The 15105-nt window shown below is 66.5% G+C and carries 14 protein-coding genes; 7 read left to right on the top strand and 7 right to left on the bottom strand.

What is annotated here, in order from left to right; genetic code table 11:
* Nucleotides 1–9 precede the first annotated feature (9 nt).
* On the bottom strand, nt 10–1320 hold the full coding sequence (locus tag AC3WR5_RS32300; protein WP_492489871.1) for a homoserine dehydrogenase: 1311 nt from the start codon (nt 1318–1320) through the stop codon (nt 10–12).
* Between the two features lie 24 nt (nt 1321–1344).
* Nucleotides 1345–2571 (bottom strand): pyridoxal phosphate-dependent aminotransferase, encoded by a 1227-nt coding sequence (locus AC3WR5_RS32295; RefSeq protein ID WP_492489869.1) that lies wholly within the window; start codon nt 2569–2571, stop codon nt 1345–1347.
* A gap of 174 nt (nt 2572–2745) precedes the next feature.
* Between AC3WR5_RS32295 and AC3WR5_RS32290 the strand changes: the two genes are divergently transcribed.
* From AC3WR5_RS32290 to moaA, 5 genes are all read left to right on the top strand, one after another.
* Nucleotides 2746–3126 (top strand): Mth938-like domain-containing protein, encoded by a 381-nt coding sequence (locus AC3WR5_RS32290; protein WP_141287686.1) that lies wholly within the window; start codon nt 2746–2748, stop codon nt 3124–3126.
* 120 nt (nt 3127–3246) lie between these two features.
* Nucleotides 3247–3723: a peroxiredoxin gene (locus AC3WR5_RS32285; protein ID WP_141287685.1), complete on the top strand. Its 477-nt coding sequence runs from the start codon at nt 3247–3249 to the stop codon at nt 3721–3723.
* A 155-nt stretch (nt 3724–3878) separates the two neighbouring features.
* Nucleotides 3879–5534 carry a PhoH family protein gene (locus tag AC3WR5_RS32280; protein WP_492489867.1) on the top strand — a complete coding sequence of 552 codons (1656 nt, stop codon included), beginning with the start codon at nt 3879–3881 and terminating at the stop codon, nt 5532–5534.
* 387 nt (nt 5535–5921) lie between these two features.
* Nucleotides 5922–6428 (top strand): C40 family peptidase, encoded by a 507-nt coding sequence (locus AC3WR5_RS32275; protein ID WP_375140575.1) that lies wholly within the window; start codon nt 5922–5924, stop codon nt 6426–6428.
* Between the two features lie 118 nt (nt 6429–6546).
* Nucleotides 6547–7665 carry a GTP 3',8-cyclase MoaA gene (gene moaA, locus AC3WR5_RS32270; RefSeq protein ID WP_492489865.1) on the top strand — a complete coding sequence of 373 codons (1119 nt, stop codon included), beginning with the start codon at nt 6547–6549 and terminating at the stop codon, nt 7663–7665.
* Between the two features lie 123 nt (nt 7666–7788).
* On the opposite strand, the gene rnhA is transcribed toward moaA, so the two are convergent.
* Together rnhA and AC3WR5_RS32260 are read right to left on the bottom strand one after the other, a co-directional pair.
* Nucleotides 7789–8226 carry a ribonuclease HI gene (gene rnhA / locus AC3WR5_RS32265; protein ID WP_141287681.1) on the bottom strand — a complete coding sequence of 146 codons (438 nt, stop codon included), beginning with the start codon at nt 8224–8226 and terminating at the stop codon, nt 7789–7791.
* A gap of 11 nt (nt 8227–8237) precedes the next feature.
* Entirely contained in the window at nt 8238–9119 is an 882-nt protein-coding gene (locus AC3WR5_RS32260) for a class I SAM-dependent methyltransferase (protein WP_492489862.1), read from the bottom strand.
* Between AC3WR5_RS32260 and gloB the strand changes: the two genes are divergently transcribed.
* Nucleotides 9118–9891, top strand: a complete 774-nt coding sequence (gene gloB, locus AC3WR5_RS32255) for a hydroxyacylglutathione hydrolase (RefSeq protein ID WP_492489861.1) — start codon at nt 9118–9120, stop codon at nt 9889–9891. The two genes, AC3WR5_RS32260 and gloB, sit on opposite strands and share 2 nt — an antisense overlap.
* The gene (locus AC3WR5_RS32250; protein WP_492489859.1) at nt 9888–11552 is read left to right on the top strand and encodes a transglycosylase SLT domain-containing protein; all 1665 of its coding nucleotides are present in this window, start codon (nt 9888–9890) and stop codon (nt 11550–11552) included. Before gloB ends, AC3WR5_RS32250 begins: the two co-directional genes overlap by 4 nt.
* Nucleotides 11553–11571: 19 nt before the next feature.
* On the opposite strand, the gene recR is transcribed toward AC3WR5_RS32250, so the two are convergent.
* The 3 genes from recR to dnaX form a co-directional block, all read right to left on the bottom strand.
* The gene (gene recR, locus AC3WR5_RS32245) at nt 11572–12159 is read right to left on the bottom strand and encodes a recombination mediator RecR (protein ID WP_141289861.1); all 588 of its coding nucleotides are present in this window, start codon (nt 12157–12159) and stop codon (nt 11572–11574) included.
* A 202-nt stretch (nt 12160–12361) separates the two neighbouring features.
* Nucleotides 12362–12688 (bottom strand): YbaB/EbfC family nucleoid-associated protein, encoded by a 327-nt coding sequence (locus tag AC3WR5_RS32240; protein ID WP_141289860.1) that lies wholly within the window; start codon nt 12686–12688, stop codon nt 12362–12364.
* Nucleotides 12689–12757: 69 nt separating this feature from the next.
* On the bottom strand, nt 12758–14884 hold the full coding sequence (dnaX, locus tag AC3WR5_RS32235; protein ID WP_492489857.1) for a DNA polymerase III subunit gamma/tau: 2127 nt from the start codon (nt 14882–14884) through the stop codon (nt 12758–12760).
* Between the last annotated feature and the right edge of the window lie 221 nt (nt 14885–15105).

Raw genomic sequence — 15105 nt, 5'->3', positions numbered from 1 at the left:
TTGTCCGGCTCAGGCGAGCTCTTCCTTGCGGATGCTGACGATGGGCGCCAGCACGGTGGGCAGGGCCTGCATCTGCGCCAGCGCGGCGCGCATGCGGCCTTCCAGCGTGTCGTGGGTCAGGATGATCAGGTCGGTCTGCTTCTCGCCTTCGTTGGACTCGCGTTGCAGCACCGCGTCGATGGACAGGTTGTGCTCGGCCAGGATGGTGGTGATGCTGGACAGCACGCCCGGCTCGTCGGCCACACGCAGGCGCAGGTAGAACGAGGTCTGCACTTCGCTCAGCGGCAGGATGGGCGTGTCGGCCAGCGCATCCGGCTGGAAGGCCAGGTGCGGCACGCGGTGGTCCGGGTCGGCGGTGTGCAGGCGGGTGATGTCGACCAGGTCGGCCACGACGGCCGAAGCGGTGGGTTCGGCGCCTGCGCCCTTGCCGTAGTACAGCGTGGTGCCGACGGCATCGCCCTGCACCACCACGGCATTCATTGCGCCTTCGACGTTGGCGATCAGGCGCTTGGCGGGCACCAGCGTCGGGTGCACGCGCAGCTCGATCCCACTGTCCCTGCGGCGCGTGATGCCCAGCAGCTTGATGCGGTAGCCAAGTTGCTCGGCGTAGCGGATGTCGGTCGCCTGCAACTGGGTGATGCCCTCGATGTGGGCCTTGGCGAACTGCACCGGCACGCCAAAGGCGATGGCGCTCATGATGGTCAGCTTGTGCGCGGCGTCCACGCCTTCGATGTCGAAGGTCGGGTCGGCTTCGGCATAGCCCAGGCGCTGGGCTTCCTTCAGCACGGTGGCGAAGTCCAACCCCTTGTCGCGCATCTCGCTGAGGATGAAGTTCGTCGTGCCGTTGATGATGCCGGCGATCCATTCGATGCGGTTGCCGGTCAGGCCCTCGCGCAGCGCCTTGATGATGGGAATGCCACCGGCGACAGCCGCCTCGAAGCCGACCATCACGCCCTTGGCATGGGCCGCTGCGAAGATCTCCGTGCCGTGCACCGCGAGCAGCGCCTTGTTGGCCGTGACCACGTGCTTGCCGACGGCAATGGCTTCGAGCACCAGTTCCTTGGCCAGCGTGGTGCCGCCGACCAGCTCGATGACGATGTCGATGGCCGGGTTCGCAATGATGTCTCGCGCATTGGCGACGACCTCGGCCTTGTCGCCGACGATGGCGCGGGCCTGGTCCAGGTTGCGCCGGTTGACGGCGATCAGCTCGATGCCACGGCCGGCCCGGCGGCGAATCTCTTCCTGGTTGCGGGAGAGCACGTGGAAGACGCCGGCACCGACGGTGCCCAGGCCAATCAGGCCAACCTGGATGGGTTTCATGAAAACAATGCTCGTGGAAAAAACTCAGGCGGAATGTCGCTTGCGATAGCCGTCAAGGAAGCGGGCGATGCGGCCCACGGCTTCGGTGAGGTCGTCGGTGTTGGGCAGGAAGACGACGCGGAAGTGGTCCGGCGCGATCCAGTTGAAACCGGTGCCCTGCACGATCAGCACCTTTTCCTCGGCCAGCAGTTCGTAGGCGAACTGCTGGTCGTCGGCGACGGGGTAGAGCTTCGGGTCCAGCCGCGGGAACATGTACAGCGCTGCCTTGGGCTTGACGACACTGACGCCCGGGATCTGGGTCAGCAGTTCGTAGGCCAAGTCGCGTTGGCGTGCCAGCCGGCCGCCAGGCGCCACCAGGTCCTTGATGCTCTGATAGCCGCCGAGGGCGGTCTGGATCGCGAGTTGGCCAGGCGTGTTGGCGCAAAGGCGCATGGAGGCCAGCATGTTCAGGCCCTCGATGTAGTCCTTGGCGCGCTTCTTGTTGCCCGAGACGATCATCCACCCTGCCCGGTAGCCGCAGGAACGGTAGTTCTTGCTCAGGCCGTTGAAGGTCAGGAACAGCACGTCGTCGGCCAGCGAGGCGATGCTGGTGTGCGTGGCGCCGTCGTACAAGGTCTTGTCGTAGATCTCGTCGGAGAAGACGACCAGCTCGTGCTCGCGCGCGATGTCGACCATGCCTTGCAGGATCTCGTCGGGATAGAGCGCACCGGTGGGATTGTTGGGGTTGATCAGCACCAGCGCCTTGGTGCGCGGCGTGATCTTGGCGCGCATGTCGGCCAGGTCCGGCAGCCAGCCAGAGCCTTCGTCGCAGTGATAGTGCACCGGCGTGCCACCCGAGAGAGAGACCACCGCGGTGTAGAGCGGGTAGTCGGGCGACGGGATCAGCACTTCGTCGCCACTGTCCAGCAGCGCGTTCATGCTCATCGAGATCAGCTCGGAGGCGCCATTGCCGAGGTAGACGTCGTCCACCGTGACGCCGGCGATCTTCTTTTCCTGGCAGTAGTGCACCACCGCCTTGCGCGGCGCAAACAGGCCTTTGGAATCGGTGTAACCGGCGGCATTGGGCAGGTTGCGGATCATGTCCTGCACGATCTCGTCGGGCGGCTCCAGGCCAAACGCGGCCACATTGCCGATGTTCAGCTTGATGATCTTGTGGCCCTCTTCCTCCATCTGCCTGGCTTTGTCCAGCACAGGGCCACGGATGTCGTAGCCAACGTTGGCGAGCTTGCTGGACTTGGCAATCGGTTTCAAACCGTTGTCTCCTATGGGGAAACCTATAATTTAACCATAGACACCTTGTGAAAAGGCCTGTTCCGAGGCCTTCGCAACAAGCGAAGCCAAGCCTGCCGAAACACGTAGCCGCAGCCCACGCTGCCATCTGCCGCTGGCCGCTCAGGTCACCCCCAACGCCCCAAAGGAAGTCGATTGAAATTCCAGCCCGATCAACTCGAAGGCGTGAATGCCATCTCCCGGCTTGATGCCGACCGCCTGTGGGTGCACCAGACGCCGTTCACGCATAGCGTGCTGGTGCCCTGGCACGGCGAAGTCCAGCCCTGGCATGCCAACTCGCCGGCCGAACTGACCGCTGCGCACTTCGAGCAGATCCTGACGCTGCAGCCCGAACTGGTGATCTTCGGCAGCGGGCCCAAGCTGTCGTTTGTCCCGCCGCAGCTGTACCGCGCGCTGATCGAGCGGCGCATCGGGATCGAAACCATGGACACCGGCGCCGCCTGCCGCACCTACAACGTGCTGGTCAACGAGGGCCGCAAGGTGGTGGGCGCAATCCTGTTGGCGCCGGCCGCCTGAAGCTCGATTCAGGGCTGACCCCGAGACATTCTGGTGCGAGCCGGAGCCAGGAATATGTCCGCTTCAATCTATAATGCCGAGTGATGCCTCCCGGGGCGCCCGCTAGAAGACACGATCCTCATGACGCCAGCCCTCAATAAACATCTTCCGGAAATTGAAGCGCAAGCCACCGGCGGTGTGAAGTTCACCCCGCAGGCGTTTCACGGTCGGGCCGTGGTCCTGTATTTCTATCCCAAGGACAACACGCCCGGTTGCACGACCGAAGCCATGCAGTTCCGCGACCAGCACAAGGAATTTGTCAAGGCTGGTGCGGTTGTATTTGGTGTGTCGCGCGACAACATGGCTTCGCACGACAAGTTCAAGCAAAACCTTGAATTGCCCTTCGAGCTGATTGCGGACACCGAAGAAAAGCTTTGCCACATGTTTGGCGTGGTCAAGAACAAGATCATGTATGGGAAGAAGGTCAAGGGCATTGAACGCTCCACCTTCCTGATCGACGAAAAAGGCGTGCTGCGCGCCGAGTGGCGCGGCATCAAGGTCGCGGGCCACGTGGACGAGGTACTGAAGGCGCTGAAGGAACTGAAAACAGCAGCCTGAAAGCCAGCGGCGCAAGCCGCTTTCCAGGGCCGGCGAGTTGTGCATAATGGGTTCATGCCCGAGATCAACGCGTCGCGCATCCAGCCAAAAGCCGCACAGCTTCCTGTGCGGCTTTTTTGTTTCTGAACCTGCTTTCGATCCAATCACCGCTGTCCATGCCTCTGCCCAAGCCCCCTGCCTCTCGCGCATCCTTCCTCCCCGCTGCCGCTTACGACACCCAGGCAGCACCCAAGCCCTCCCGCCAGCCCACCAAGGCCGCCGCACCGGCGGCCGACGAACGCACGTCAGCACTCGAACTGCGCTCCGACCCGGCGCCGGTTGCCGCCGCGCCCACCGGCATGCCCACGAAGGCCGTGGCCAAGAAGAGCACCGCCCCTGCTCGCCCGGCGGCCCAATCCAAACCCCGCAAGCCGCGCCACACCGGCCCGGCCAAGCTGTTCGTGCTGGACACCAACGTGCTGATGCACGACCCGATGTCGATCTACCGCTTCGACGAGCACGACATCTACCTGCCGATGATCACGCTCGAAGAGCTCGATGGCCACAAGAAGGGCATGAGCGAGGTCTCGCGCAATGTGCGCCAGGTGAGCCGCGAGCTCGATGCGCTGGCCGGCGACAGCCTGGACCCGGCTGCAGGTGTGCCGCTGGCCAAGACCGGCCACCGCGAAGCCGGCGGCAAGCTGTTCTTCCAGACCACCTTCCTGGACGCCAAACTGCCGGCCGGCCTGCCGCAGGGCAAGGCCGACAACCAGATCCTGGGCGTGGTGCAGTCGCTGCGCGAGCAGCACAGCAAGGAGCGCGAGGTCGTGCTGGTGTCCAAGGACATCAACATGCGCATCAAGGCCCGTGCGATGGGCCTGGCTGCCGAGGACTATTTCAACGACAAGACGCTGGAAGACGGCGACCTGCTCTACACCGGCGTGATGGCCTTGCCGGCGGACTTCTGGGAGCGCCATGGCAAGACCATGGAAAGCTGGAACCAGGGCGGCCACACCTTCTACCGCATCAGCGGCCCGCTGGTGCCGGTGCTGATGGTCAACCAGTTCGTCTTCCTGGAAGTGCCGGGCGAAGCGCCGCTGTACGCGCGCGTCAACGAGATCACCGGCAAGACGGCCGTACTGAAGACACTGCGCGACTACACCCATGCCAAGAACTCGATCTGGGGCGTGACTGCACGCAACCGCGAGCAGAACTTTGCACTGAACCTGCTGATGGACCCGGAGTGCGACTTCATCACACTGACCGGCACCGCAGGCACCGGCAAGACGCTGATGACGCTGGCCGCGGGCTTGAGCCAGGTGATGGAAGACCGCCGCTACACCGAGATCATCGTGACCAGGGTCACCGTGCCTGTGGGTGAAGACATTGGCTTCCTGCCCGGCAACGAGGAAGAAAAGATGGGCCCATGGATGGGCGCGCTGGACGACAACCTGGAAGTGCTGGCCAAGAGCGACAACTCGGCCGGCGAATGGGGCCGCGCCGCGACCAACGACCTGGTGCGCTCGAAGATCAAGATCAAGAGCTTGAACTTCATGCGCGGCCGCACCTTCCTGAACAAGTTCGTCATCATCGACGAGGCGCAGAACCTGACGCCCAAGCAGATGAAGACCTTGATCACCCGCGCGGGCCCGGGCACCAAGATCGTCTGCCTGGGCAACCTGGCACAGATCGACACGCCTTACCTCACCGAAGGCTCGTCCGGCCTGACCTTCGCAGTCGACCGCTTCAAGGGCTGGCCGCACTCGGGCCACATCACGCTGGCCCGAGGCGAACGCTCGCGCCTGGCGGACTTTGCCTCCGAGGTGCTCTGACACACCGCTGAAGCCGGTCGGCGCCCGGGTAAACCGGGCTCACATTCAAAACGGGGCCGATCGGCCCCGTTTTGCTGTGCAGTGCAGCAAAAACATGACTTCTTCTGCCAAGCTCAGGCCCGCAGGTCAACAAGCCGTTGGTGACAAAACGCTGCGGCAGTCCATGCTAAAGGTTTGTCAGGCATGACTTTTCCTGGCTTTTTCGGCTTGACACCCCCGACGGGCTTGTCTATTCTCCGTCGCGTGCATTCCCACGAGTTCCCCGCTGGCCGGGTCAGCCAGCCGAGTCCCCGACTCGTCTTGTTGTGCTTGTTTTCGCTGCTGATGCTGCTCTTTGCGAGCCAGGCAGCCCAAGCCGCCCCTGACGCCGCCAATCCTGACCCTGTCATGCGCTTGCTGGAAGAGCGCGGCATGCTGCCGGTCGTTGGCAGCAATGGCGAACACTCCTTGCTCTCGCAGGTGCGCGACACAGCATCCGACCTGGTGCTGTCGGCCATGAACTTCATTGGCGTGCGCTACCGCCGCGGCGGCACCTCCGCCGAAGAAGGCTTCGACTGCTCTGGCTTCACCCGCCACATTTTCGAGAACAGCATCGGCCTGGTGCTGCCGCGCCGTGCAGACGAACAAGCCCGCGCCCCAGGCCTGCTGGCCGTCAAGGAATCGGACCTGAAGCCAGGCGACCTGGTGTTCTTCAACACCTTGCGCCATGCGTTCTCGCACGTCGGCATTTACGTGGGCGACGGCAAGTTCATTCATTCTCCGCGCGCTGGCGGCGAGGTGCGGGTCGAGGACATGCACTACTCCTACTGGGCCAAACGCTTCAATGGCGCGCGCCGTGTGCCGCAGATCGGCGCGGCCGAGCCGGTCACGGTGGCCCCCACCGACCGCCACTGAGCCACCCTCGCTCATCCAAGACCGCCCAGGCCCGCAGATGCGGGCCTTTGTCTTCATCGCTTCCCGCGCGATGCCCCTCGCAGCCGCCGACCTTGCAATGCACGGGCACAATGTGACGATGTCCAAACGCGTGATTCCTGTGGCCGACTGGCGCGACCTGGCACCACCTGCCGTGGCGCCCGTCGCCGCAGCTTCACATGGCTTGGTGCTGGACAGCCTGCAGCGCCCGCTGCGCGACCTGCGCATCTCGGTCACCGACCGTTGCAATTTCCGCTGCAGCTACTGCATGCCGCGGGAAGTCTTTGATTCGCGCTACCAATTCCTGCCGCATGAAGCGCTGCTGAGCTTTGAAGAGATCTCGCGGCTGGCGCGGCAGTTCGCTTTGCTGGGCGTGCGCAAGCTGCGGCTGACCGGAGGCGAGCCCCTGCTGCGCAAGCACCTGGAAAACCTGGTGGGGCAACTGGCCGAGTTACGCAGCCCGGACGGCCAGCCCCTGGACATCACGCTCACGACCAATGGCTCGCTGCTGGCCCGCAAGGCGCAAGCCCTGCGCGACGCCGGTCTGCGCCGCGTCACCGTCAGCCTGGACGCACTGGACGACGGCGTGTTCCAGCGCATGAATGACGTGGGCTTTCCCGTGGCCGATGTGCTGCACGGCATCGACACCGCACTGGCCACCGGCCTGGGACCGATCAAGGTCAACATGGTGGTCAAGCGCGGCGTCAATGACCATCAGGTCGTGCCGATGGCCCGCCACATGCGTGAGCACTACGGCCCGCTGGTCACGCTGCGCTTCATCGAGTTCATGGACGTGGGCGCCACCAACCGCTGGCAGCTGGACGAAGTGCTGCCCTCGGCCGAACTGCTGGCACGGCTGTCGGCACACTGGTCGCTGCAGCCGCTGCCCGCCAACGCGCCCGGCGAAACCGCGCAGCGCTGGGCCTATGCCGACGGCCGCGGCGAAATCGGCCTGATCTCCAGTGTCAGCCAGGCATTTTGCGGCGATTGCAACCGCGCCAGGCTGTCGACCGAAGGCAAGCTCTACCTCTGCCTGTTCGCCAGCCGCGGGTACGACCTGCGGCAACTGCTGCGCGAAGGCGGTTCCGACGCGGCACTTGCCGAGCGCATCCAGGCGATCTGGCAAGGCCGCAATGACCGCTATTCGGAGCTTAGAGCGCTGAACAGCACCGACACAGAAGCGGAACGCCGCGTCGAGATGCACTACATCGGCGGCTGAATGGGGCCCCCGGCTCTGTGAGTACATGGAGCCCCACCCGCCAAGCGGGCCGTCATCCAGCTCATGCCGGCCCGGCGCTCGGCTGATGCCGCCCTGTTTTGCCTCTTCGGGAACCACCCCGACTCAGCTTGACGACGAGGTCACGCCGCGGTTGGCCAGCGCGTCGGCGCGCTCGTTGCCTGGGTCGCCTGCGTGGCCCTTGACCCAGTGCCAGGTCACGTCGTGTTGCAGCACTTGCGCTTCCAGTGCCTGCCAGAGTTCGACGTTCTTGACCGGCTTGCCGTCGGCCGTGCGCCAGCCTCGTTTTTTCCAGCCGTGGATCCAGGTCATGATGCCGTTGCGCACGTATTCGCTGTCGGTGTAGATGGCCACCGTGCAGCGGCGCTTCAGCGTGCTGAGCGCCTGGATCACCGCGGTCAGTTCCATGCGGTTGTTGGTGGTCAGCTTCTCGCCGCCCCAGAGCTCTTTTTCATGCTCGCCGGCACGCAGCCAGGCACCCCAGCCGCCCGGGCCCGGGTTGCCTTTGCAGGCACCGTCGGTGTAGATCGTCACATCGCTCATGTCTTGTTTCTTCAGGAAGGTCGCCGCGGGTCGCTGGCCTGGCCCTGCCGGTTGGCCACGGCCGCGGGCGCGGCCTGCTTGGCCTTGCGTTCGTTGCGCGCCAGGCCGATCAGGCGCATGCCGCGCACCCGCTTGACCGCGACGACGAAGTAGACGGCGCCCAGGACCGGCCACCAGCGGCCACCCACGCTTTCCATCCAGCCGAATCGCGCCAGCCAGCGCGGCGACAAAAGCGGCGGACGATAACAGCCCAGCCGCCCGATCTCCAGTTCCATGCCCAGCAGGCGCAGCCAGTCGCGCAGCCGCCAGTAGCCGATGAACTCGCCCTCGCTGGGCAGGAACAGCGGCCGCTCGCGTGCGCCCAGCCAGTGCCGCACCCGGCCGCCGCGCTGGCGCAGTCCCCACAGGCTCACCGGGTTCAGGCCCGAGATCACGACCCGCCCTTCGGGCCGCAGCACGCGGGCCACCTCGGCCAGCGTGCGGTGTGCGTCGGCCGCCATCTCCAGCGTATGCGGCATCACCACCAGGTCCAGGCTGCGGTCCTCGAAGGGCAAGGCCTCCGGTTCGCAGAACAGCGAAGGCTGGCGCAGCGACAGCAGGCCCGGGTTGGCCACCGTACCGTCAGGGGTATCCAGCATGATGGCCCCCGATTGACGTTCAATCCCAAGCCTGGGGAGCGCCGGATCGCCGGAGGGCAAGCCAGCCAGCCAACGTTGCGGCATGCGGTTGCAGCGCAAGGCGTCGATTTGCGGCAGGCCCAGCTGCAGCGCGTGAAAGCCGAACAGGTCAGCCACCGCTTCGTCGACGCGGGCCTGCTCCCAGTCCAGCAGATAGCGCCCCGGCGGGGTTTCCAGCCAGTGTGTCAACTCTATAATCCGGGCCTCATCTGTCATGAAACTGGTCGCACTGCCTGCCTTCACCGACAACTACATCTGGATGCTGCACGACGGCCGACAAGCGCTCGTCGTCGATCCGGGTGATGCTGCGCCTGTGCAGGAAGCACTCGCGGCGCAGCATCTGGTGCTGACCGGCATTCTAGTGACCCATCACCATGCCGATCACGTTGGCGGCGTAGCGGCCTTGATGCCACAACTGCAAGGCTCCGTGTGGGGCCCCGCCAGCGAAACGATGCCGGTGCCCGTCACACGCATGCATCAGGGCGGACAAGCGTGTTGGCAGGGCCTTTGCTTCGAGGTCCTGGACGTCCCGGGGCACACCTCAGGGCACATCGCCTACTTTCTTGCTGCCAGCGGCGCCGAGGCGCCGCTGCTGTTTTGCGGCGACACGCTTTTCTCCGGTGGCTGCGGTCGATTGTTCGAGGGAACTCCAAAGCAGATGCACGACTCACTGAACAGGCTCAGCGCCCTGCCCGGCAACACCCGGGTCTGCTGTGCCCATGAATACACCCTCTCGAACCTGCGCTTTGCGCAGGCCGTGGAGCCCGCCAACCCGGCCTTGGCCGCCTACGTCGAACACTGCCAAACGCTGCGCCGCGCGGGTCGGCCCACGCTGCCTTCGACGATTGCGACCGAGCAAGCGATCAACCCCTTCCTGCGGTCCGAACAGCCCGCGGTGATGGCTTCCGCGCGTCAACACGACGCCTCGGTGCACGACCCGCTGTCGGCCTTTGCCGCCTTGCGTGAATGGAAGAACGTCTTCAGATGAACAAAACAATCCTCGGCTTCATGGCGGCAACGAGCGCCCTGCTGGCAGGCTGCGCCACCCCTGACTTTGCCGACCCGGCCAGCGGGTCGAGTGCCAGCGGCCCCGTCGCCCAGCGCCTGTCGCGCACGCCCGCCCTCGCTGTTCCCGCCGTCCCGGCAGCGGCCCAGCTGAGGAATGACGACAGCAACCAAACCGTCTCTGCCATCCCCAGCCCGGTCGCCGGCCTGAACCTGGAAGCCTTGGGATCGGATTCGGCCAGCGATGTGCGGCCAATCGACCCGCTGGCGCCCAGCACCCCGATCGACCCACTGGCGCTCACCGCCCAGGAAGACCTCTGGCAGCGCATCCGCAACGGCTACGCCATGCCGGACCTCGAAGGCGAACTGGTCGCCAGTCGCGAGCAGTTCTATGCCGCCAAGCCCGAGTACATGCGCCGCATGGCCGAGCGCGGCGGCCGCTACCTTTACCACGTGGTCGACGAGCTGGAAAAGCGCCACATGCCGACCGAGCTGGCCTTGCTGCCCTTTGTCGAAAGCGCGTTCAACCCGCAGGCCATATCGGTCGCCAAGGCCTCGGGCATGTGGCAGTTCGTGCCCGCCACCGGCAAGGACTACGCGCTCAAGCAAAACATCTTCCGCGACGACCGCCGTGACGTGCTGGCCTCGACCCGCGCCGCGCTGGACTACCTGGACCGGCTGCACACCATGTTCAACGACTGGCAGCTCGCGCTGGCGGCCTACAACTGGGGCGAAGGCAATGTGCAGCGCGCCATCGCGCGCAACGAGAAGGCCGGCCTGCCGACCGACTACGCCAGCCTGAAGATGCCGGACGAAACCCGCTACTACGTGCCCAAGCTGCAGGCGATCAAGAACATCGTTTCGAAGCCCGAGCAGTTTGCGGTGCAACTGCCGCCGCTGAAGAACCACCCGTATTTCCTCAGCGTGCCGATCGAGCGCGACATGGACGTGGCGCTGGCCGCCAAGCTGGCCAACGTGCCACTGGAAGAGTTCAAGCAGCTGAACCCGCAGATGAACAAGCCGGTGATCCTCGCCGCCGGCACCGAGCAGGTACTGCTGCCCTACGACAACGCCAACCTGTTCGCCGACAACCTGCGCGCCTTCCGCGGCCAGTTGGCCAGCTGGACCGCCTGGCAGGCCCCGCGCACGCTGCACCCGGGCGAAGTGGCCAGGCAGGTCGGCATGAGCGAAGCGCAGCTGCGCGAGGTCAACCGCATTCCGCCGCGCATGCTGGTCAAGGCCGGCTCCACGCTGCTGGTGCCGCGTGGTGCCAAGCTGGAGGCCGACGTGCCCGAAGCCCTGGCCGACAACGCGACCATGGCCCTGGCACCGGATGTGCCGCCGCTGCGCCGCATGACGCTGCGCGCCGGCAAGAAGGGGGACAGCGTGGCCGCAGTGGCACAACGCTACCGCGTCAGCGCCGTGCAGGTGGCAGCTTGGAACAAGGTGACTGCGGCCGCGAAATTCAAGCCCGGCGTGTCCTATGTGGTCTTCGTGCCGCAGGCCGCGCCATCGCAGCGTGCTGCAACGCGAGTGGCGAGCACGGCCAATGCGCGTACCGCCACGGCTCGTGCAACCAAGCCGGCCCCGGCAACTCGCAATGTGAAGACGGTTGCCAAGCCTGTGCGGGTCGCGCAGCGCTGAGCCTGGCCAGGCGCGTCCGTCAGCGCCTGTCCACCATCGCATGCGCGATGGTGGACAGGTCCACATATTCCAATTCGCTGCCCGCCGGCACGCCACGCGCCAGCCGCGTGACACGCACACCCTGCGCCTTCAGGCCTTCGGCCAGCACATGCGCGGTGGCCTCGCCTTCGGCCGTGAAGCTGGTCGCGAGGATGACCTCCTCGACCTTGCCATCCAGCGCGCGCTGCACCATGGACAGCCCGCCCAGCTCGCTGATGCCGATGCCGTCCAGCGGGCTGATGCGGCCCATCAGCACGTAGTAGAAGCCGTGGTAGCTGCCGGTGCGCTCCAGCGCGGCCTGGTCGGCCGGGCTCTCGATCACGCACAGCTGCCGCGCGTCCCGCGACTCGTCGCTGCAGATGTCGCAGATTGCCGCTTCGGTGAAGGTGTGGCAGCGCTCGCAGTGGTGCACCGCACGCAGCGCGCCGCCCAGCGCCTCGGCCAGCTGCTCGGCACCCTCGCGGTCGTGCTGCAGCAGGTGGAAGGCCATGCGCTGCGCCGACTTGACGCCGACACCGGGTAGACGACGCAGCGCCTCGATCAGCGCGTCAAGCCTCGTTTGACTCACGGCAGTGACCACCCCTCGCCCGACGGGAACGTCGGCCGGTCCCCCGAGGGGACTGCGGGCCGGCTTGGGGCGGCCCGGCGCCCGTCCCGCAGGAGTGTCAACCCCTCGTCCGACGGGTGCGTCGGCCGGTCCCCCGAGGGGACTGCGGGCCGGCTTGGGGCGGCCCGGCGCCCGTCCCGCAGGATCACGCGTTCCTCGCTGATCAGAACGGCATCTTCATGCCGGGTGGCAGCGGCATGCCGGCCGTCAGCTTGCCCATCTTTTCCTGGCTCAGCGTCTCGGCGCGGCGCACCGCGTCGTTGAAGGCCGCGGCCACCAGGTCTTCCAGCATGTCCTTGTCGTCGGCCAGCAGGCTGGGGTCGATGGTCACGCGCTTGACGTCGTTCTTGCAGGTCATCACGACCTTGACCAGGCCGGCGCCGGACTGGCCTTCGACCTCGATCAGCGCCAGCTCATCCTGCGCCTTGCGCAGGTTGTCCTGCATGGCCTGGGCCTGCTTCATCAGGCCGGCGAGTTGACCCTTCATCATGGGGAGATCCTTTCTTTCGGAGTACGGAGCAAAGCCGGGGCATTCGGACGCCCCGGCGCAGACAGATCATCAGGTCGGCTTGATCGAGCCGGGCACGATGCGGGCGGTGCTGAACTGGGCCAGCAGCGACTGCACCAAAGGATGTGATTGGACCACCAGTTCGGCCTCGCGCTGGCGCAGCCTGGCCTGTTCGGCATCGCGCAGCGCAGGGGAATCCAGCGCCACGCCAGACGCAACGTCCAGCACCAGCTCAGCCTGGCCGGACCAGTTGCGCAGCGCGGCCTGCAGCTTCTCGACCAGCGGTGGCGCGCGCAGTGTCTCGCGCTCCACGCGCAGCGACCAGCGCACTGCGCCCTCCTCGCCCGCAGGCACCTGCGCGATCAGCTCGGCCTGCATGGCCAGCGCACGCACCAGCGCCACCAGGCTGCCGCTGGCCGACATGCCCGCCACCGCCTCGGCCCATTGGTCACCGAGTGCCGTGCGCGGCACGCGCAGCAATGCCAGGTCACGCTCCGGCGCGGGCGTAGGGCGGGCGAGCGGTGCTTCGTCGAAGTCCTCGGCCTCACCAAGCGGTTCAGCGACCATCAAGGCGTCACCCGCATCGCGCTCGCGCTGTGCCGCAGCGTCCCGCGCCTGCGCCAGGCGCGAGGCCATGGCGGAGGCCGGGCCGCGCGGGGCGGCAGGCTCGGGTTCAGGTTCAGCCGCGCGCAGCGCCCTGGCCGCCACGCGTGGCGCGGCTTCGCCTTCGAATGGCGCCTCGTCCATCCAAGGCGGCGGCTCGTCGATAGCAGAAGGCTTTCGGGCCAGCGATGCACGGCTGGGCGGCGCCGCGGGCACTGCAACGGGCGGCGCCAGATGGCTGGCAACGGAAACCGGCTTGGGCACCGCGGCTGGCGGTTGTGCCACAACAGGCGGGGGCGCAACAGCCGGCGCCGCGGCAGGCTTGGTGGCCACAGAGGCGGGGGAAGGCGCAGGCGTGGGCACACTGGCGACCGCAGGCCGCGGCGGGCTGACCGAGGTCGAGGCCACCTGCGGCGATGCGACCAGCGCCGCGGTCGGCCTGACCGCAGGCGCAGCAGGCACGCGCCCTTCGCCACCAGCAGATGGAAAGGCCAGGAAGCGGAGCAGCACCATCACCAGGCCGGCGTATTCATCAGGCGCCAGGCTCAGTTCGGCGCGGCCGTGCAGCACCATGCTGTAAAGCAGCTGGGTTTCGTCCTGCGCGAGCTGCGGTGCCAGCTGGCGCGGCGCTTCCATGTCCGGGTCGGTCTCGTCCAGCGCGCCGGGCACCGCCTGCTCCACGGCCATGTGCTGCAGCAATCGAGCGATCTCCTCCAGCGTCCCCGCGGCCGACAGCCCTTGCGCGCGCAGCCCTTCGACCTCCGCCAGCACCGCTTTCCCGTCACGCTGCGCCAGCGCGCCGACCAGCCGCAGCGCATGGCTGCGGTCCACCGTGCCCAGCATCGCCCGCACGGCGGGCTCCTGCAGCTGACCACCGCCGTAGGCAATTGCCTGGTCGGTCAACGACAGCGCATCGCGCATCGAGCCTCGTGCGGCGCGGGACAGCAGGCGCAGCGCACCCGGCTCGGCCGCCACGCTTTCGGCCTCCAGCACGCGGGTCAGGTGTTCCAGCACCGTCTGCGGCGCCATGGGCCGCAGGTTGAACTGCAGGCAGCGGCTCAGCACTGTCGGCAGCATCTTCTCGGGGTCGGTCGTCGCCAGCACGAACTTCAGGTACTCGGGCGGCTCTTCGAGCGTCTTCAGCAGCGCGTTGAACGCGTCCTTGGTCAGCTGGTGGGCTTCGTCGATCATGAAGACCTTGAAGCGGCCGACGGTGGGCTTGTAGGCGGAGCGTTCGATCAGCTCGCGAATCTCGTCAATGCTGCGGTTGGACGCAGCGTCCAGCTCCATGTAGTCGATGTAGCGGTCGGCGTCGATCTCGCGGCACGCGGTGCACTGGCCGCAGGGCCGCGCAGTGATGCCACCGGTGCCGTCCGGCCCGGTGCAGTTCAGGCTCTTGGCCAGGATGCGCGAAACCGTGGTCTTGCCAATGCCGCGCGTGCCGGTGAACAGGTAGGCATGGTGCAGCCGCTGCTGCTCCAGCGCGTGCGTCAAGGCGCGCACCACATGGTCCTGGCCGACCATTTCCTCGAAGCTGCGGGGGCGGTACTTGCGCGCCAGGACGACATAACTCATCCGCTCATTCTAAGGTTGGCCGGCCAGCCCGCCGACCGGGGCGCCGGACACGCCGCGGGCATTCGGGTTGACCCGCCGTGCCGCATGCGACACCCGCGTTTTTGGTCCTCATGAACCCCCATCGGAGGGTGGCAGGCCGGAAGGCCCGCGGCGCACGATGAGCGCAGCTGTCGCCGCTCGCGGCAGCCCGCAGCGCCACCGCCCAGACAGGGTCCAGACCA

The sequence above is a fragment of the Ideonella sp. FW305-24 genome (assembly GCF_058788035.1).
The sequence above is the reverse complement of the archived record's forward strand: the minus strand, read 5'-3'. Positions and strand labels throughout refer to the sequence as shown.